Source organism: Delftia sp. WY8, from assembly GCF_018437695.1.
In the GTDB taxonomy this organism is placed as follows: Bacteria; Pseudomonadota; Gammaproteobacteria; order Burkholderiales; family Burkholderiaceae_C; genus Comamonas; species Comamonas tsuruhatensis.
On the sequence record NZ_CP049795.1, the window covers coordinates 1,777,566 to 1,795,036 of the forward strand.

At 68.3% G+C, this 17,471-nt stretch carries 15 protein-coding genes; 7 read left to right on the forward strand and 8 right to left on the reverse strand.

Annotated elements, in window-relative coordinates:
• Positions 1-11: 11 nt before the first annotated feature.
• Together G4D77_RS08185 and ada are read right to left on the reverse strand one after the other, a co-directional pair.
• The gene (locus tag G4D77_RS08185) at positions 12-1,022 is read right to left on the reverse strand and encodes a DNA-3-methyladenine glycosylase family protein (RefSeq protein WP_154835103.1); all 1,011 of its coding nucleotides are present in this window, start codon (positions 1,020-1,022) and stop codon (positions 12-14) included.
• Entirely contained in the window at positions 1,019-1,927 is a 909-nt protein-coding gene (gene ada, locus G4D77_RS08190; protein ID WP_017407564.1) for a bifunctional DNA-binding transcriptional regulator/O6-methylguanine-DNA methyltransferase Ada, read from the reverse strand. The genes G4D77_RS08185 and ada overlap by 4 nt, the downstream gene beginning before the upstream one ends.
• 163 nt (positions 1,928-2,090) lie before the next feature.
• Here ada and kynA point away from each other — a divergent pair, with 163 nt between their 5' ends.
• Positions 2,091-2,966: a tryptophan 2,3-dioxygenase gene (gene kynA / locus G4D77_RS08195; protein WP_034365327.1), complete on the forward strand. Its 876-nt coding sequence runs from the start codon at positions 2,091-2,093 to the stop codon at positions 2,964-2,966.
• Positions 2,967-3,057: 91 nt separating this feature from the next.
• Complete coding sequence (locus G4D77_RS08200; protein WP_154835105.1) at positions 3,058-4,359, forward strand: MFS transporter; 1,302 nt, start codon at positions 3,058-3,060, stop codon at positions 4,357-4,359.
• Between the two features lie 18 nt (positions 4,360-4,377).
• Here the strand turns inward: G4D77_RS08200 and G4D77_RS08205 are convergent, their stop codons facing one another.
• From G4D77_RS08205 to G4D77_RS08215, 3 genes are all read right to left on the reverse strand, one after another.
• Positions 4,378-5,586, reverse strand: coding sequence for an FAD-dependent monooxygenase (locus G4D77_RS08205; protein WP_016449003.1), 1,209 nt, complete (start codon positions 5,584-5,586; stop codon positions 4,378-4,380).
• A 375-nt stretch (positions 5,587-5,961) separates the two neighbouring features.
• Complete coding sequence (locus G4D77_RS08210; protein WP_016449004.1) at positions 5,962-6,255, reverse strand: H-NS histone family protein; 294 nt, start codon at positions 6,253-6,255, stop codon at positions 5,962-5,964.
• Between the two features lie 100 nt (positions 6,256-6,355).
• Positions 6,356-7,669 (reverse strand): hemolysin family protein, encoded by a 1,314-nt coding sequence (locus tag G4D77_RS08215; protein ID WP_154835107.1) that lies wholly within the window; start codon positions 7,667-7,669, stop codon positions 6,356-6,358.
• Between the two features lie 24 nt (positions 7,670-7,693).
• On the opposite strand from G4D77_RS08215, the gene G4D77_RS08220 reads away from it, so the two are divergent.
• Entirely contained in the window at positions 7,694-8,539 is an 846-nt protein-coding gene (locus G4D77_RS08220) for a symmetrical bis(5'-nucleosyl)-tetraphosphatase (RefSeq protein ID WP_016449006.1), read from the forward strand.
• A gap of 78 nt (positions 8,540-8,617) precedes the next feature.
• Here G4D77_RS08220 and G4D77_RS08225 read toward each other — a convergent pair whose 3' ends face one another.
• The 3 genes from G4D77_RS08225 to G4D77_RS08235 form a co-directional block, all read right to left on the reverse strand.
• Positions 8,618-10,114 (reverse strand): DEAD/DEAH box helicase, encoded by a 1,497-nt coding sequence (locus G4D77_RS08225; protein ID WP_154835109.1) that lies wholly within the window; start codon positions 10,112-10,114, stop codon positions 8,618-8,620.
• Between the two features lie 186 nt (positions 10,115-10,300).
• Positions 10,301-11,182, reverse strand: a complete 882-nt coding sequence (gene ypfJ, locus G4D77_RS08230) for a KPN_02809 family neutral zinc metallopeptidase (protein WP_154835111.1) — start codon at positions 11,180-11,182, stop codon at positions 10,301-10,303.
• A 108-nt stretch (positions 11,183-11,290) separates the two neighbouring features.
• Positions 11,291-11,647 carry a hypothetical protein gene (locus tag G4D77_RS08235; protein WP_227472599.1) on the reverse strand — a complete coding sequence of 119 codons (357 nt, stop codon included), beginning with the start codon at positions 11,645-11,647 and terminating at the stop codon, positions 11,291-11,293.
• Between the two features lie 101 nt (positions 11,648-11,748).
• Here G4D77_RS08235 and G4D77_RS08240 point away from each other — a divergent pair, with 101 nt between their 5' ends.
• From G4D77_RS08240 to nadB, 4 genes are all read left to right on the forward strand, one after another.
• The gene (locus tag G4D77_RS08240) at positions 11,749-12,696 is read left to right on the forward strand and encodes a delta(1)-pyrroline-2-carboxylate reductase family protein (RefSeq protein WP_154835113.1); all 948 of its coding nucleotides are present in this window, start codon (positions 11,749-11,751) and stop codon (positions 12,694-12,696) included.
• A 15-nt stretch (positions 12,697-12,711) separates the two neighbouring features.
• Positions 12,712-14,463, forward strand: coding sequence for a sensor domain-containing diguanylate cyclase (locus G4D77_RS08245; RefSeq protein ID WP_016449011.1), 1,752 nt, complete (start codon positions 12,712-12,714; stop codon positions 14,461-14,463).
• Positions 14,464-14,607: 144 nt separating this feature from the next.
• A complete protein-coding gene (nadA, locus tag G4D77_RS08250) occupies positions 14,608-15,741 on the forward strand; it encodes a quinolinate synthase NadA (RefSeq protein WP_017405637.1) in 1,134 nt (377 codons plus the stop codon).
• Between the two features lie 10 nt (positions 15,742-15,751).
• Complete coding sequence (nadB, locus tag G4D77_RS08255) at positions 15,752-17,254, forward strand: L-aspartate oxidase (protein WP_154835115.1); 1,503 nt, start codon at positions 15,752-15,754, stop codon at positions 17,252-17,254.
• Positions 17,255-17,471: the final 217 nt, after the last annotated feature.

Here is a 17,471-nt window from a genome sequence, read left to right on the forward strand (position 1 = left end):
GAGCCAGCCCTTCAGAACGCCGTGGACGACAGCGAGGCCCAGAGATGGGCCGCGACCAGGGCGCGCCAGGGCGCGAAGTCCCGCAGCCACAAACCGGTCTGCGCGGCGTCCACGGATTCCGTCTCCAGCAGCCGCGCCAGGGCGCGGCGCACGGCCACATCGCCGTGCAACGGGCCGTCCAGGTGGCCATAGCCGCGCAGCAGCATGTAGTTCACGGTCCACGGGCCGACGCCCTTGAGGGCCAGCAGCCGCCGGCTGATCTCGCTGGCGGGCAGCTCGGGCATGGCGGCCCAATCGTCCAGCGGCAGTTCGCCCGCCTGCACGGCATGCGCCAGCAGGCGCAGCGTATGGGTCTTGCTCCGGGAAAAGCCGGCCGCGCGCAGGTCGTCCTCGCTCAGCTGCGCCACCTGCGCGGCCTCCGGCATGCACCACAGCTGCTGCGGCGCGTCGGCATGGCCATCGTGCAGCGCCACCGGCTGGCCGGCTGCGGCGATCAGGCGGCGGCGCAGCGACACGGCTGCCGCCACGCTGATCTGCTGCCCGGTGACGGCCCAGCTCAGCGCCTCCCAGGGCGTGCAGGCCGCGGGCACATGCAGGCCCCGCTGGCGCGCCAGCAGCGGTCCCAGCCGCTCATGGCGGCCAAAGCGGCGCTCGAACTCCCCCACATCCTGGGACAGTCCGAACATGCGCCGCAGCATGGCGGCCAGCACATCGTCCATGCCGGTGATTGCGCCTGCACCGGCGGGCAGGCGCCATCGGGCCTGCACCACGGCCGCCTCTTCGCACTGCGGCGTCAGCTCCAGGGTGAGCAGCGTGGGAAGGCCTTTCCACATCAGGCCCTTGTGCATGCGGATGGTGCCGCCATCCTGCAGATCGCATTCGGACAGGCGCTGGGCATCGCGCCGGTGAAAGCCCCAGAACTCGGTCATGCGGTAGCCGGCCGGCAGCGTCAGTTGCTGCTGCGTCTGATAGGTCTGGCCGGTGCCACGCCCTTGCCCTGGCCCTTGTCCTTGCCCGCTCATGCGCTTCCTGCCTGGCGCAGCGGTGCGTGCCCAGCGTCCTTGCCAGCCGCCTCCTGCGCCTGGCGCGCCTCGCGCAGCAGCAGGGCGCGCTTGCGCTCCACGCCCCAGCGGTAGCCGGAGATGCTGCCGTCGTTGCGCACCACGCGGTGGCAGGGCACGGCCACGGCAATGGGGTTGGCCGCGACGGCGCTGGCCACGGCCCGGGCACCCGTGGGCATGCCCAGGCGCAGGGCCAGTTCCGAATAGCTCAGCGTCTGGCCGGCGGGAATGGCGCACAGCGCCTGCCATACGCGCTGCTGGAAGGCCGTGCCCTGCACATCCAGCGGCAGTGCCAGGCCCCGGCGCGGCTGCTCGACCAGGGCCACGACCTGGGCCACGGTGTGCTCGAATCCGGCATCGCCGCCCACCAGTTCGGCCAGCGGAAAGCGCTGCTGCAGGTCCTGGACCAGGGCCTCGGCATCGTCGCCCAGCAGCACGCAGCACACGCCGCGATCGGTGCTGGCCACCAGGATGCTGCCCAGCGTGCATTCGGCCACCGCAAAGCGGATGGTCTGGCGCATGCCGCCGCGCCGGTAGTCACCGGGCGCCATGCCCAGCATGGCGCCTGCATCGCGGTAGAAACTGCTGCTGGCCGCATAGCCGCTGAGGTAGGCGGCATCGGTGACCGAGTCGCTCTGGCCTGGCTGCAGCGCCTGGCGCAGCGCACGCGCGCGGTGCGCCTTGGCATAGGCCTTGGGCGTGAGGCCCGTGGCCTGCTTGAACAATCGGTGCAGCTGCCAGGGGCTCAGCCCCGAGCGTTCTGCCAGCGCGCCCAGGGCGGGGGGCGGCTCCTCGGTCTCCAGCCAGCGGCAGCATCGGGCCACCAGGGCAGCGGGGTTGGCAGGGGCATCGCTGGCTTGATTCATGGCTTGGTGGGACACGGCATGTCTTTCAGGGTCATCGGATGCCCTACTCTACGCAGCCCGGCGCGGACGCGCATCCCGCTTCTTGCAACCCGCAGGATTGCTGCGCGGGATTCGGTTACGCTGCGCCCTGCATTTTCCGCATCGAGACTTGCGAGACTCCCACATGACCACCGAACACTCCGGCTGTCCCATGAACAGCCCCGGCCGCACCGAATCCATCGTCAAAGAGGAGCGCGCCCAGCTGGACTTCAGCCAGTCCATGAGCTATGGCGACTACCTGCACCTGGACCAGATCCTCACGGCCCAGCACCCGCTGTCGCCCGCGCATGACGAGATGCTGTTCATCATCCAGCACCAGACCAGCGAGCTGTGGATGAAGCTGATGCTGCATGAGGTCCGAGCCGCCACGGCCGCCATCGCAGGCGGCACGCGCGCCGACGCCTTCAAGATGCTGGCCCGCGTGAGCCGCATCATGGAGCAACTGGTCAGCGCCTGGACCGTGCTGTCCACCATGACGCCGCCCGAGTACACGGCCATGCGTCCCTACCTGGCCAACTCCAGCGGCTTCCAGAGCTACCAGTACCGCTGCATCGAGTTTTCGCTGGGCAACAAGAACGCCGCCATGCTCCAGCCCCATGCCCACCGGCCCGACCTGCTGGCCCAGGTGGAGGCGGCATGGCGCTCGCCCTCGCTCTACGACGTGTCCCTGCAACTGCTGGCGCGCGAGGGCATCGAGGTGCCCGCCGACCGGCTGGAGCGCGACTGGACCCAGCCCTACGAGGCCAGCGAAGGCGTCAAGCAGGCCTGGATCACGGTCTACCGCGATCCCCACCAGCACTGGGACCTGTACCAGCTCGGCGAAAAGCTGGCCGACATCGAGGACGCCTTCCGACTTTGGCGCTTCCGCCATCTGACCACGGTGGAGCGCGTCATCGGCTTCAAGCGCGGCACGGGCGGCACCGGCGGCGTCAGCTACCTGCGCAAGATGCTGGACGTGGTGCTGTTCCCCGAAATCTGGGCGCTGCGCACCGAGCTGTAAGAACTGGCGGGCGCCACCGACGGCAGACCGCTGCGGTGGCGACAGCGCGCATGCGCGCAAACGGGTAAGCTGCGGCGCCAGGAGAAATACCGTGTCCGCAGCGCCGCAACAGCCCCCACACAACAACACACACACAGAGGCTTCGCAGACCTCCACCGCAGCACCGCCGCCACGCAGCCAGCTGCTGTGGGCCATGCTGCTGGCCCTGCTCTCGGCCTTTGCGCTGAGCCAGGCCTTTCGCACCACGACCTCGGTCATGGCGACCGGCCTGCAGCAGGATTTCGGGCTTACGGCCCAGTCGCTGGGGGCCTTTGCGGGCCTGTTCGGACTGTCCTTCGGCGTGGCCCAGCTGCTCATGGGCATCGGCATGGATCTTTATGGCCTGCGCCGCACGGTGCTGCTGTCGTTTCCGCTGGCGATCGCGGGGTCGGCACTGTCCGCCGCCGCACCCAATTACGGCTGGCTGATGGTGGGCCAGTTGCTGATCGGCGTGGGCTGCTCGCCGGCCTTCCTGGCCTGCACCATGTTCATCTCGCGCCACTTTCCCATGGACCGCTTCGCCTTTCTGTCGGGCGTGGGCATGGGCGTGGGCGGCTTGGGGCTGCTGTTCACAGGCACGCCGCTGGCCTGGCTGGTCCAGCATTTCGGCTGGCGCTCGGGCTTTGCGCTGCTGGCCGTGATGTCGGCCCTGTCCTGGCTGCTGATCTGGTGGCGCGTGCACGAGCCCGCCCGCCGCGGAGCACAGACCGCCGCACGGGAAAGCTGGGGCGTGGCGGCACGCCGCATGGCCGAGCTGTTCACGCTGCCGCACACCCTGGGTATCGTCCTGCTGGCCATGGCCTGCTATGCATCGTTTCTGGCGCTGCGCGGCCTGTGGCTGGGGCCGCTGCTCATCCATCGCTATGGCTTTTCGCTGGTGGAAAGCGGCAATGTGGCGCTGGTCGTATCGATGATCTCGCTGTTCAGCCCCGCGATTTTCGGGCGCATGGACCCCGGCCCAGGGCGGCGCCGGCGTTGGCTCACCAATTACTCGCTGCTCATGGGCAGCCTGTTCATGCTCATGGCCTTTTTGCACCATGGCTGGACCAATGTGGCGCTGATCTTCGCCATGGGCCTGCTGTCGGGCTATTCGGTGCTGCAGTACGCCGATGTGCGCGCTTCCTACCCCCCAGAGATGACCGGCCGCGCACTGTCGCTGTTCACCATGGCCATGTTCCTGGGCGTGGCCCTGGTGCAATGGTTCACGGGCTGGGTGGCGGCCTGGGCCGAGGCCTGGGGCGTGGAGCCCTACAAGGCCGTGATGATCTCGATTGCGGCCACCCTCGTCGGTGCGTCAACCGCGTTCCGTTTCCTGCCCTCCTCGCCGCTGCTGCGCCAGGTATCCGCCGCCTAGCGGCCGGAGTCTGTGCCTCTACAAGGCGTTGGCGGCCGAGCCATCGCCACGGTACAGCCAGGGCAGATCCATCAGCCGGGAGCCCAGCAGGCGCAGCGACAGGTCACGCCCCCAGCGCACCGGACCCGTGGCATGGAAGATGCGGCCATTGCGCTGCGAGCGCGCCTGCACGCGCGCATTGCGCTGCCAGCGATTGAGCGCGTAGCGGCGCAGGCGCATGTTGACGTCGAGATCGTGCATGGACAGGGCGCGCTGCAGCTCGGCTGCATCTTCAATCGCCATGCCGGCGCCCTGGGCCAGATAGGGGCGCATGGGGTGGGCGGCATCGCCCAGCAGCGCCACCACGCCGCGCGCCATCTGCGCGGCCGATTGCACGGGCGGGCGATCGCCCACCGGCCACAGCCGCCAGTCACCGCCAGCGGCAGGCACATGCTGGACCAGGTCCAGCAGGTGCGGGCAGCTGCCCTGCAGCACCCGCACCAGATCATCGAGATTGCCCGCGTGGTCCCAGTTCGCCAGGTCCTCGGGCGCCGGGCCCTGGACGATGACCACCAGGTTCTGCAGCTCGCCCCGGCGCACGGGGTACTGGATGGCATGCATGCGCGAGCCCAGCCAAGCCGTGACATCGGTGGCACGCAGCCGCTTGGGCAACTGGGCCTGGTGCACCAGGGCGCGGTAGGCCAGGTGCCCGGTGACACGCGGCGGGCCGTCGCCCAGCAGCTGCTGGCGCAGGACGCTGCGCACGCCGTCGGCGGCGACCAGGGCATCGCCTTCGATCAGCTTGCCGGCCTGGGTTCGCACGGTGACCACGCCGTCCGTTTCGGAAAAGCCTTCAATGGGCTGGCCCAGGTTCAGGTGCATGCCCGGATAAGTCTGAGCGGCTTCCTTCAGCAGCTGCTGCAGATCGGCCCGGTGGATGGTGGCGTAGGCAGCGCCGTAGCGATGCACGGCCTCGCTGCCCAGAGGCATGTGCCCCAGTTCCTGCCCTGTGGCGGCGCTGCGCACCCGCAGGCTGTCCGGCAGCGCCACCACCTGCTGCAGCGGCTTTTGCAGGCCCCAGGCCTGCAGGCGGCGCACCACATTCGGCCCCAGCTGGATTCCAGCCCCCACTTCGCTGAGCACGCGTGCCTGTTCGAAAAGACGCACTTCCCAGCCCGCCCGCGATGCACCAATCGCGGCAGCCAGGCCACCAATGCCGCCGCCGGCAATCAACACCTGCTTGTTCATGCGCGTATTGTGCCCCTGCCTTCGCCCATGGTGGCTGGTGCCTGGATATTCAAGTCGGCCACCACTGAAGAAAATCAAAAAATCATCGGATTTGTCTGAAACACGCATGCATCCGCCATGCGTTGAGACGCCGCGACCCGGAAACACCCACCTCGCATGCTCCAAACTGCCGCAAGGTGCATCACTGGCACCGTGCATTTTGCGTTACCGCCAGAAATCGACCCTGGCATCGCCGCCGCGCAATGTCCGTGCACAGGCCCACGTTTTGCACAGCGCATGATAGTCATTCTCAACCGAATCAATTTTTGACAAATGGCCGTGCCAATGAAAAAAGCCCGCACAAGGCGGGCTCTTTCAACATGCGCGATGGAAAAATCAGATGACGAACTTTTCGCGGTCCTGATTCTGAATCCACTTCGGCGGCTTGCCGCGTCCGGTCCAGGTCTGGCCAGTGGCGGGATCACGGTACTTGGGCGCCACCTTGGTGCCCGTTGCACCCGCATTGCCGCGACCACGAGCCGAAGGAAAGACGTCATCCGCAGTCAGGCCATATTCGGCAATCAAATTGCGAACCTTGCCCACGGCGTCAGACAGCTCACGCTTGCGCGCTTCCTGGATCTGTTGCTCCAGTTCCTGTCGCTGCTTCAGCAATTCCTTGTAAGAGCTCATGGTGTGCGCCTTGAAAGTTGTTTAAGAGCTTTCATTATAAAAACATAATCGCCCTACAGGGCAAGACGCATGTAAGCAAAATCCACAATATCGCAGTTGCCTATTGCAGCGAGGAGCCTTCGGATAATTCCGAAATGGCAAGCACCTTGTCAATGCGTTTGCCATCGAGATCAATCACCTCGAAGATCCAGCCCGCGCAGCTGATCCGCTCTCCCAGAACCGGCAAATGACCGCTTTCCGCCATGAGAAGGCCGGCAACGGTGTTGTATCGGCCACGGTGCTCATCGGGCAGGTCACGAATATCGAGGCGCGCCTTCAGCTCCGATATGGGCATCAGCCCGTCCAATAACCAGGAGCCATCCCCACGCTGCATGGCCCATGCTTCCGTTTCGGTCACAGGCTGTAACTCGCCGGTAATCGCCTCCAGCAAATCGCGCGGCGTCATGATGCCCTGCACCACGCCATATTCATCCACCACGAACACCATGCGCCCGGATCGGGCACGCAATTGCTCCAGCAGTTCCATGGCGCTGAGCGTCTCGGGCAGGAACGAGGCCGGCAGTACATGCTCGTAGAGCGTGGAGCCCGCCGCATCGGGACCCAATGCCAGCAGGCGCGCCACGCTGATGATGCCGACCACGTCATCAAGGGAATTGCGGCACACCGGATACCAGGAATGGCCGCCCTTTGCGTGGTCATCGGCCGAGGCCTGCAATGCCTCGGTGACGGTCATGTCGGCATCCAGCCATTGCACATCGCCGCGCGGCACCATGATCGACGTCAGCGAGCGGTCATCGAGATGGAAGACGTTCTGCACCATCTGGTGTTCGCTGGCCTCGATGACGCCGGCATCGCGGCCCTCGGCAAGGCTGGCCGCGATCTCCTCCTCGGTCACGGAGCGTGCCGCCGATTCATTGATGCGCAGCAAGGTCAGCATGGCGCGGGTGGAGAAGGCCAGCAGCCGCACAAAAGGCTTGGCTGCCGACGCCACCCATGTCATGGGCCGCGAGACCACGAGGGCCACGGTTTCGGGATAGAGCTGGCCGATGCGCTTGGGCACCAGTTCGCCGAAAACGATGGTGACGAAGGTGATCACGGTCACGACGACTGCCGTTGCCGAAATGCTGGCTGCGCGTTCTGGAACGCCCAGGCCCAGCAGCCATGCGGCCAGTCCGTCGCTGAAGGCCGCCTCACCCAGAATACCGTTGAGCAGGCCGATGGAGGTGATGCCCACCTGCACCGAAGAAAGAAATTGCGTGGGGTTGTCGAGCAAGGCCAGTGCCGCCACCGCTCCCTTGTCGCCTGTTTCAGCCAGTGCCACCAACCGAGCCTTGCGGCTGGAGGCCAGTGCCAATTCGGACATTGCAAACACCCCATTGAGCAGCGTAAGCAACGCGATCAGCAGAAAATCCATGGTTCGTATATCAGAAAGAAGACCATGGCACTTTACTGTATCGGTGATATCCAGGGATGCCACGACGCCTTTGAGCGCCTGCTGCAACGCGTGGATTTCTCCGCCAGCCGCGATACCTTGTACATCCTCGGCGACCTGGTGAATCGCGGCCCGGCATCGGACAAGGTACTGCGCACCTGCATGGCCGCCGGCGACTCCATGCGCGCCCTGCTGGGCAACCATGACCTGCACCTGCTGGCCGCCGCCCACGGCGTGCGCCGCAACAGCCGCCGCGACACCTTGGCCCAGGTGCTGCAAGCGCCCGATCGTGACCAGCTGCTGGACTGGCTGCGACAGCAGCCGCTGGCGCGCAGCCACCGCACGGTGCATGGCGATGAGCTGCTGATGGTCCACGCAGGCGTGCTGCCGCAGTGGACCGCCCAGGAAGTGATGGACCTTGCAGGCGAGGTGCACACGGTACTTCGCAGCGCGCAATTGCCGGATTTCCTGCAAGCCATGTACGGCAACCAGCCCGATCGCTGGTCGCCGGATCTGCAGGGCTGGGAACGGCTGCGTGTCATCGTCAACGCGCTGACCCGGCTGCGTTTTTGCAGCGCTCAGGGGGTCATGGATTTCGACAGCACGGAGTCGGCAGAGCAGGCGGCGCCAGGACTCATGCCCTGGTTCGATGTGCCGGGCCGCGCCACGGCGGGCGTGCCCATTGCCTTTGGCCACTGGTCCACGCTGGGCCATATCAACCGGCCCGATCTGGTGGCGCTGGACACGGGCTGCGTCTGGGGTGGCTGCCTGAGCATGATGCGCTTCGGCGACCATCTGGCGGACAGGGAGCTGATCCAGGTGGATTGCCCGCAGGCCCAGGCCCCAGGCTGATCGGGAGCAGCCCGTGCACCCATGAAAAAACGCCTGCAAGGCAGGCGTTATTCGGGAAGCAGGCCGCGTGTGCGGCGCTCAGACCTCGGAGGTGGCGACGGGCGCGGCGGGCGCGACCGGCGCCTTGAACAGCGCCGCCAGCTTGCGCTTGGGCTTGATGTTGCCGCCGGCCTTGGGCGCAGCGCGCTGGCTTTCCCAGTTGGCGTCGGCGCTGGCCGAAGGCTCATAGGGCTTGTCGAAGAAGGGGTCGGAATGCGCCGGGCGCTGGGCCATGCGCGAGCCGCGATGGCCGAAGCCCGTGCTGCCGCGTGCGGCATCGGCACCGCGATCGCCACGCTCGCCGCCGCGATCCCGTTCACGACCGTACCCGCCGCCAGCGCCTTGGCGCGGCAGCTCGTCGAAACGGTGACCACGCGGTGCGCTGCCGCGGAAATCTTCCATGGGGCAGGTTTCGACGTTGATCTTCTTCTTGATGAGCTTCTCGATCTCGCCCACCAGGCGCGCATCGTGGTTGGTCACCAGGGTCACGGCAATGCCGGAGGCGCCTGCGCGGCCCGTGCGGCCGATGCGGTGCACATAGTCTTCGGCGTTGAAGGGCACGTCGTAGTTGAAGACGGCCGGCACGTCCTTGATGTCCAGGCCGCGGGCCGCGACATCGGTACACACCAGCAGATCGACCTCGCCGCGCTTGAAGGCTTCAAGCGCCTTCAGGCGCTCGTCCTGGCTCTTGTCGCCGTGCAGCGCCGTTGCGCGCAGGCCATCACGCTCCAGGGCACGCGTCAGGCGGGCGCAGCCCAGCTTGCTGTTGGAAAAGACGAAGGCCTGGCGGATCTCGCGCTGCTTGAGCAGCGAACGCAGCGCATAGCGCTTGTCGTCGTCGCTGACGCTGTAGAAGCGCTGCTCCACCGTGGACGCCGTCTCGTTGGGAAGGGCCACTTCGATGGTGACGGGGTCTTGCAGGTAGCTGCCGGCCAGGCGCTTGATCTCGGGCGAGAAGGTGGCGCTGAACAGCAAGGTGGTGCGTGTCTTGGGCAGATGGGACAGGATGCGCTGCAGGTCGGGCAGGAAGCCGATGTCCAGCATGCGGTCCGCCTCGTCGAGCACCACGTACTCGACCTGGTTGAGCACCACGTTCTTGGCTTCGATATGGTCAAGCAGCCGGCCCGGCGTGGCCACCAGCACCTCGACGCCCTTTTTCAGTTCCAGCGTCTGCGGTTTCATGTCCATGCCGCCGAACACCACGGTGCTGCGCAGCTTGGTGTACTTGGCGTACTGGGCGATCTGCTGAGCCACCTGGTCCGCCAGTTCGCGCGTGGGCAAAAGCACCAACGCCCGCACGGGGTGCCGTGCAGGCGAAGCGGAGGCATTTTCGTGGCGCATCAGCCGCTGCAGCAACGGCAGCGAGAACGCTGCCGTCTTGCCCGTGCCGGTCTGGGCTGCGCCCATGACATCCTTGCCGGTCAGAACAACCGGAATGGCCTGCGCCTGGATGGGCGTCATGGACTCGTAGCCCATGTCGGCCACGGCGCGCGCCAGGGACTCGGCCAGTTGGAGATTGGAGAAAGAGCTTGTCATTGAGGACGCTATTGTCGCACCTAGCGCGATTTGTGCGTTGCAATAACGCCAATTGGCACCTGGACAAGCATGGCGTTGCGTGAGCGCAACCCGCAAAAACCCGGTAGGAGGGCCCGCTATGCGGGCATTTTTTCATCGCCGGGCCACCGCCTCGAGATGGGAAAGCGCCCCTCGGGGGGGCATTTTTCAAAGCGAAGCGGCCGAGAAAGTGTCGCAGGACTTGACGCTGCCGGTGCGCAGACCGGTGCTGAACCAGCGCTGGCGCTGGGCACTGGTGCCATGCGTGAAACTGTCGGGCACGATGGCGCCGCCACCGGCGCGCTGCAGGGCGTCGTCGCCGATCTTGGAAGCGGCATTCATGGCCGACTCCACATCGCCCTGCTCCAGGATCTGGCGTGCGCTTTGCGCGCGGTTCGCCCAGACGCCGGCCAGGCAATCGGCCTGCAGCTCCAGCTTGACCGACAGATGGTTGTATTCGACCTTGCTGACGCGGCCCCGCGCACGGTCCACCTGAGCGCTGATGCCCAGCAGGTTCTGCACGTGGTGGCCCACCTCGTGGGCAATCACATAGGCCTGGGCGAAATCGCCGGGCGCGCCCAGCTGGTTCTTGAGCGTCTCGTAGAAGCCCAGGTCGATATAGACCTTCTGGTCGGCAGGGCAGTAGAACGGCCCCATGGCGGACTGCCCCGTGCCGCAGGCCGTGGGCGTGGCGCCGCGGAACAGCACGAGCTTGGGATCGGCATATTGGGCGCCGCCCTGGCGGAACACCTCGCGCCACACATCCTCGGTATCGGCCAGCACGGTGGAGACGAAGCGGGCGAGCTGGTCGTCGGCCGGCGGCTTGTGGGCCGGCCCCTGGGGCTGCTGCACCTGCACCGGCGCGCCGCCGCTGAGCGCCCCCAGGATGGTCAGCGGATTGATGCCCAGCACCCAGCCACCGACCAGGGCGATGACGATGGTGCCGATGCCGATGCTGCGCCCGCCAAAGACGGGACCACCACCGCCACCACCACCGTCATCACGGCGGTCCTCCACATTGTCCGACTCGCGGTTGCCTTCCCATCTCATGGTGTTCGCTCCTGGATCTGTGCTGCGGCCTGCAGCATCGGGCGGCGATATTACGTCGGAACCTGCGGGGCCGCAGCGTCCGCAGTCCCGGCAATGATACGGCGTGTATCAGCGCACGGGCTGCACCGCCATGGGGGCAGTGACGGGCGGCGCCTGGCTGCGCAGTACCTGCTCGCGCGCCACCAGCACCATGCCGGCCAGCAGCGCGGCGACGATGCACAGGCCGACGACGACCGCCAGGCCCAGCCCCCATCCGCCGCGCCTGCGCCGCTCGCGTGCAGGCTCGCCGGGCCTGCGGGGCGCAGGTGCCTGTTCGCTGGGAGGCTCCTCGCGCTGCCACGGTTCGGGCGCGGGCCCGCGCCGCTGCTGCTCGTAGCGCGGGGCCGATTCCTTGCGGGGAGCTTCGGGCCGCGCCGAACCGTCCCAGCTGGGCTCCTCGCGCGGATAAGAAGGCTTTTGTGACATAGGCGACATCGTAGTGCCTGCGCAGGCCCGCGCGGGCCTGGGTGCACCACCGGACACATCGCGCATTGGCCTGCGCGCGCCTACTGTGTACAGTCGCGGCCATGAGCCATTCCAGCACGCACTCCTCCGCCGCCCTAGACGCGCAGGCCACGGCCGCCCTGCTGCCCTGGAAGGAGCTGGCCGAAGAGATCGCGGCTGTACTGCTGCAGCCCCGGGCAGTGCAGGTGCCGCCGCGCATCGTGATGCCGCTGCCCGCAGGAGGCAGCCTGTTTTGCATGCCCGCCACCGATGGGCAGGTGGCCATGACCAAGCTGATCAGCCTCACGCCCGGCAATGCCGGCACGCCGCGCGCCACCATCCAGGGCGATGTGGTGGTCTTCGATGTGGCCACGGGCGAGCGCCGCCTGATCCTGGACGGCCCCACGGTCACGGCGCGGCGCACGGCCGCCGTATCGCTGCTGGCCGCGCAAAGGCTGGCTCCCAATCCGCAGGGCCCGCTGCTGATCGTGGGCGCCGGCGTGCAGGGCCTGGCCCATATGCAGGCCTTTGCAGCAGGCCTGGGCGTGCGCGAGGTCCAGGTGGCATCGCGCAGCGCCGAGAGCGCCCAGTCACTGGTCAGCCAGGCGCATGCCATGGGCCTGCAGGCCAGTGCCGTGCAGGATCTGGAGGCCGCCGCGCGCCATTGCCCGCTGATCGTGACCTGCACGCCGGCCCGCGCCGTGGTGCTGCATGCAGCCCCGCGCGCCGATGCCTTCGTCTCGGCCGTGGGCGCCTTCACGCCGCAGATGGTGGAGCTGGCGCCCAGCCTGTGCCTGGGCCTTGCGCAGGCGGGCCGCGTCGTCGTCGATACCGCAGATGCGCTGCACGAAGCGGGTGATCTGCTGCAGGCGGGCATGGACGTGGCCGCCCTGCCCACGCTGGAGCAGGTGGTGCGCGAGCAATGGCTGCGCCCGCAGGTGCCGGTGCTGTTCAAATCCTGCGGATGGGGGGGCTGGGACCTTGCGGCCACCCGCCTGGCAATGCGCCGGGCTGCGCTTCAGAACAGTTGACGACGGATTTCTGCGTTGAACGAGCTTTCTCCCCCGGATTCCCCCGCCCCGCCCCCAAGCACCGAGCCCGGCCGCTGGCAGCGCCTGGGCCTGCGCACGCAACTGGCCCTGGTCTTCGGCTCGCTGCTGGTGGGCGTGACGGTGCTGATGTCGCTGGCCTTCGGCGAACTGCTGCGCTGGCGCATGGAGCGCGAGGTCAGCGCCTCGCTGCATGCCATGGCCTCCAACGCGGCGCGGCAGTTGTCTGAAGGGCTGTTCAGCCGTGCCCATACCGTGGAGGTGCTGGCCGCTTCGCCGGAGCTGTGGGTGCAAGGGCTGGATTCCCCGGGCGTGGGAGCGCTGCTCAACCGCGCCCGTTCGCTGACGCCGTCCAACCTCTGGATAGGCGTGGCCGACGCCGAAGGCACGGTGCGCAGCGCCACCGACCAGTTGCTGGTGGGCCACGATGTCAGCGACCGGCCCTGGTTCGAGCCGGGGCTGCAGCGCGTGCATGTGGGCGACGTGCGTGCCTCTTCGCCGCGCATGGCCGCGCTGCTTGCGCCCCCGGCCGACGGCGCGCCGCGCCGGTTCATGGACTTTGCAGCGCCCATCCGCGTGGGCGGACTCACGCAGGGCGTGCTGTGCATGCACAGCAGCTGGGAATGGGTGCGAGAGACCATGCAGACCTTGCAGCAGGCCGACAGCGGGGATCGCCAGATCGGCCTCTTCATCTTTGACCGCCACGGCAAGATCATCCACGCCCCGGGCGACAGCCTGGAGCCGCTGCAGGCGCTGGACCAGCGCCTGCCGGTGGCCCATACCGTGTCTGCCGATACGTCCGATGCCACGCTGCTGCCCGTGCAGGTGGCGCGCTGGCAGGACAGCCCGCAGAGCTTTCTGACGGCCACCGTGCCACTGCAGGCCCACAACCGGGTGACGGCCATGGGCTGGCACATCGTGGCCCGCCAGCCGCACGACAGCGCCTATGCGCCCGCGCGCCAGGCCATGCACCAGGTGCTGGCCGGCGGCCTGGCGGCGGCGCTGGTGGCCGCCGTCATCGCCTGGCTGGTGGCACGAAGGCTCAGCCAGGACCTCAAGCGCCTGGCCCGCGCGGCCAACGGCATCGATGGCAGCGGCGCGGCGCCGGACATTCCGCAGCTGCACAGCAGCCGCGAAGTGCACCGCCTCTCGCAGGCGCTGCGCGGCAGCATTGCCCAGCTGCGCTCGGCCAACGAGGCCATGGAGCGCCAGGTGCGCGAGCGCACCCTGCAGCTGCAGCAGGCCAATGCCGAGCTGGAGCACCAGGCGCGCAGCGATCCGCTCACGGGCCTGCTCAACCGCCGGGGCTTCGATTTCCAGCTGGACTTCGCCATGGCGCTGGCGCGCCGCAGCGGCCGCCCCTTGAGCGTGCTCGTCATCGACGTGGACCACTTCAAGCGCATCAACGACCAGCATGGCCATGACATGGGCGACGCCGTGCTGCGCACCCTGGCGCGCGCCTTCCGCATGCGGCTGCGCGAGTCCGACGTGCTGGCCCGCATGGGGGGCGAGGAATTCCTGGCCCTGCTGCCCGACACCACGGCCGACGCGGCCGTGGCCATTGCAGAGCAACTGCGCGAACTGCTGGCCTCCACGCCCATGGCCCACGGCGAGCCCGTCACCGCCAGCGTGGGCGTGGCCACGCTGCGCGGCACCACGGACACGGCCGCCGCCATGCTGCGCCGTGGCGACGAAGCGCTGTACGAGGCCAAGGGCGCAGGCCGCAACAACGTGCAGCTGCAGCGCTGAGACGGCCCCGCGCCGCTTTCTGCCCCCTCGGCTTGCCGCCTGCCGCAAAACACCAGTGCGGGAAAAAACATCACACTAATACTCAAATTGAGCATATTATTCGCAGCCATCACCAGACCTTTTCCACAGTCCCGGACGGCCACCATGCAGCTCAAATCCGTGCAGTACGACAAGCCCCATTTCTCCCACGCCGGCCAGTGCGGCATCGGCGAGGCCTGGGCCCGCATTCCCCCTGAACTGGACCGCGCCCAGCGCCTTCGGACCACCGAGCGCATACGCGCCCTGCTGCACGAGCGCGATGCCGTGCTCGTGGCCCACTACTACGTGGATGGCGAACTGCAGGACCTGGCGCGCGAGACCGGCGGCTGCGTGGGCGACTCGCTGGAGATGGCGCGCTTCGGCGCCCAGCACCAGGCCAGCACCCTGGTCGTGGCCGGCGTGCGCTTCATGGGAGAGACCGCCAAGATCCTCAGCCCGGAAAAGCGCGTGCTCATGCCCGACGACGACGCCAGCTGCTCGCTGGACCTGGGCTGCCCGGCAGACGAGTTCAGCGCCTTTTGCGACGCCCACCCGGACCGCACGGTCGTGGTCTACGCCAATACCAGCGCGGCGGTGAAGGCGCGTGCCGACTGGGTGGTCACATCGTCGGTGGGACAGGACATCGTGGCCCACCTGCACGCCTGCGGTGAGAAGATCCTCTGGGCCCCCGACCGCCACCTGGGCGCCCACATCCAGCGCCAGACCGGCGCCGACATGCTGCTGTGGCATGGCTCCTGCCTGGTCCATGACGAGTTCAAGGCCGACGAACTGGCCGCCATGGCGCTGGAGTATCCGCAGGCCGCCATCCTCGTGCACCCCGAGTCGCCGGCCGCCGTGGCCGCCCAGGCGGACGTGGTGGGCTCCACCACCCAGCTCATCAACGCGGCTGGCCGGCTGCCCACAGACACCTTCATCGTGGCCACCGACCAGGGCATCCTGCACGACATGCGCATGCGCTACCCGGGCAAGACCTTCCTGCCCGCGCCCACGGCCGGCCAAGGCGCCACCTGCAAGAGCTGCGCCATGTGCCCGTGGATGGCGATGAACAGCCTGCAGGGCGTGGAGCTGGCCCTGGAGCAGGGCCTGTGCGCCATCGAGGTGGATCCCGCCATCGCCCAGGCCGCGCGCCGGCCCATCGAACGCATGCTGGCTTTCGCGGCCGGCCACCGCCAGCCCGTGCGCGCCAGCGGCGACCTTGCGCGCGATGCGGCGCTCTTCCAGCACTTCGGTCCCGCCTGAGGACAGCGCCATGACACAGCCTTGCACAGACGTACTCATCATCGGCGCCGGCCTGGCCGGCATGGCCGCTGCCCTGTCGCTGCCGCCGCATCTGCGCGTGGCCCTGCTCAGCAAGGGCGCGGCCGAGGAATGCGCCAGCGCCTGGGCCCAGGGCGGCATTGCCGCCGTGCTGGATGCACAGGACAGCATCGACGAACACCTGGCGGACACCCTGGTCGCGGGCGCAGGCCAGTGCGATGCGCAGGCCGTGCGCGCCATCCTCGAGCAGGCGCCCGACGCCATCGATTGGCTGGTGGCCCACGGCGTGCCTTTCACGCGTGACGACAGCGGTGGCCTGCACCTCACGCGCGAGGGCGGCCACGGCCGCCGCCGCATCGTGCATGCCGCCGACTGCACCGGCCAGGCCGTGCACGCCGCCCTGCTGCGCGCCTGCCGGGAGCGCGCGAACATCGATTTGCATGAACACACCAGCGCGCTGGACCTGCTGACCGAAGGACAGCCTGCGCACTGCACAGGCGCGCTGGTGCGCCTGCCCGATGGCCGCCAGCAGCGCTGGCATGCCGCGCATACCGTGCTGGCCACGGGCGGGCTGGGGCAGGTCTATCCCGCCACCACCAACCCGGCCACCGCCACGGGCGATGGCGTGGCCATGGCCTGGCGCGCAGGCTGCCGCGTAGGCGACCTGGAGTTCATGCAGTTCCATCCCACGGCCCTGCAGGTGGGCGGCCGCGCGGCCGGCCTGGTCTCCGAGGCATTGCGTGGCGAAGGCGCCCTGCTGCGCCTGCCGGACGGCACGCGCTTCATGCCTGCCCATGACGAGCGGGCCGAACTGGCGCCGCGCGACATCGTGGCCCGGGCCATCCGGCACGAGATGGACCGCCATGGCTTGGCCTTCGTGCACCTGGACATCAGCCACAGGCCCCGCGCCTGGCTGCAGTCGCATTTCCCGGGCGTGATGGCCCTGTGCGCCAGCCATGGCATCGACATTGCGACGCAGCCGATTCCCGTGGCCCCCTGCGCCCACTACGCCTGCGGCGGCGTGCTGGCCGATATCGACGGGCGCACGGATGTCGATGGCCTGCGCGCCATCGGCGAGGTGGCGCGCACCGGACTGCACGGCGCCAACCGGCTGGCCAGCAATTCGCTGCTCGAATGCGTGGTGATGGGCCGCGCGGCCGCCCGGGCCATCGCGCAGCAGCCAGCAGCCGCCCCGGCGCTGGCCCGGCCGACCGAAACCCTGCAGGCCGGCGCACAGGAGCAGGACACGGCCGCCATCGCGCAGGAGTTGCGCCAGCTCATGCAGGACTGCGTGGGCATACAGCGCAGCGACCAGGGCCTGGCGCAGGCCGTGCAGCGCATTGCGGCATGGCGGGAAAGGCTGGCACCTGCCGCAGGCCATGCGCTGCGCAACCAGCTCGATGTCTGCTGGCTCATGGCCACGGCCGCCGCCGCACGGCGCGAGAGCTGCGGCGCGCATTCGCGCATCGACGCCGCACCGGCGCTGGTGGAATGAAGAATGACCCCCACGCTCCCCTTGCTGCGCAAGGTCCGCTGCCCCCCCGAGGGGGCTGCTTTTCATCTTGGGGCGGCCCGGCGATGAAGAATGACCCCCACGCGACCCTTGCTGCGCAAGGTCCGCTGCCCCCCAAGGGGGCCGCTTTTCATCTTGGGGCGGCCCGGCGATGAAGAATGACCCCCACGCGACCCTTGCTGCGCAAGGTCCGCTGCCC

Excerpts from the sequence above, each read along its gene's own strand:
- G4D77_RS08235 (WP_227472599.1), bottom strand. The coding sequence starts at position 11,647 with ATGTCACAAAAGCCTTCTTATCCGCGCGAGGAGCCCAGCTGGGACGGT.
- G4D77_RS08210 (WP_016449004.1), bottom strand. The coding sequence starts at position 6,255 with ATGAGCTCTTACAAGGAATTGCTGAAGCAGCGACAGGAACTGGAGCAA.
- ada (WP_017407564.1), bottom strand. The coding sequence starts at position 1,927 with ATGAATCAAGCCAGCGATGCCCCTGCCAACCCCGCTGCCCTGGTGGCC.
- nadA (WP_017405637.1), top strand. The coding sequence starts at position 14,608 with ATGCAGCTCAAATCCGTGCAGTACGACAAGCCCCATTTCTCCCACGCC.
- G4D77_RS08205 (WP_016449003.1), bottom strand. The coding sequence starts at position 5,586 with ATGAACAAGCAGGTGTTGATTGCCGGCGGCGGCATTGGTGGCCTGGCT.
- ypfJ (WP_154835111.1), bottom strand. The coding sequence starts at position 11,182 with ATGAGATGGGAAGGCAACCGCGAGTCGGACAATGTGGAGGACCGCCGT.
- kynA (WP_034365327.1), top strand. The coding sequence starts at position 2,091 with ATGACCACCGAACACTCCGGCTGTCCCATGAACAGCCCCGGCCGCACC.
- G4D77_RS08240 (WP_154835113.1), top strand. The coding sequence starts at position 11,749 with ATGAGCCATTCCAGCACGCACTCCTCCGCCGCCCTAGACGCGCAGGCC.
- G4D77_RS08220 (WP_016449006.1), top strand. The coding sequence starts at position 7,694 with ATGGCACTTTACTGTATCGGTGATATCCAGGGATGCCACGACGCCTTT.
- G4D77_RS08215 (WP_154835107.1), bottom strand. The coding sequence starts at position 7,669 with ATGGATTTTCTGCTGATCGCGTTGCTTACGCTGCTCAATGGGGTGTTT.
- G4D77_RS08225 (WP_154835109.1), bottom strand. The coding sequence starts at position 10,114 with ATGACAAGCTCTTTCTCCAATCTCCAACTGGCCGAGTCCCTGGCGCGC.
- G4D77_RS08185 (WP_154835103.1), bottom strand. The coding sequence starts at position 1,022 with ATGAGCGGGCAAGGACAAGGGCCAGGGCAAGGGCGTGGCACCGGCCAG.
- nadB (WP_154835115.1), top strand. The coding sequence starts at position 15,752 with ATGACACAGCCTTGCACAGACGTACTCATCATCGGCGCCGGCCTGGCC.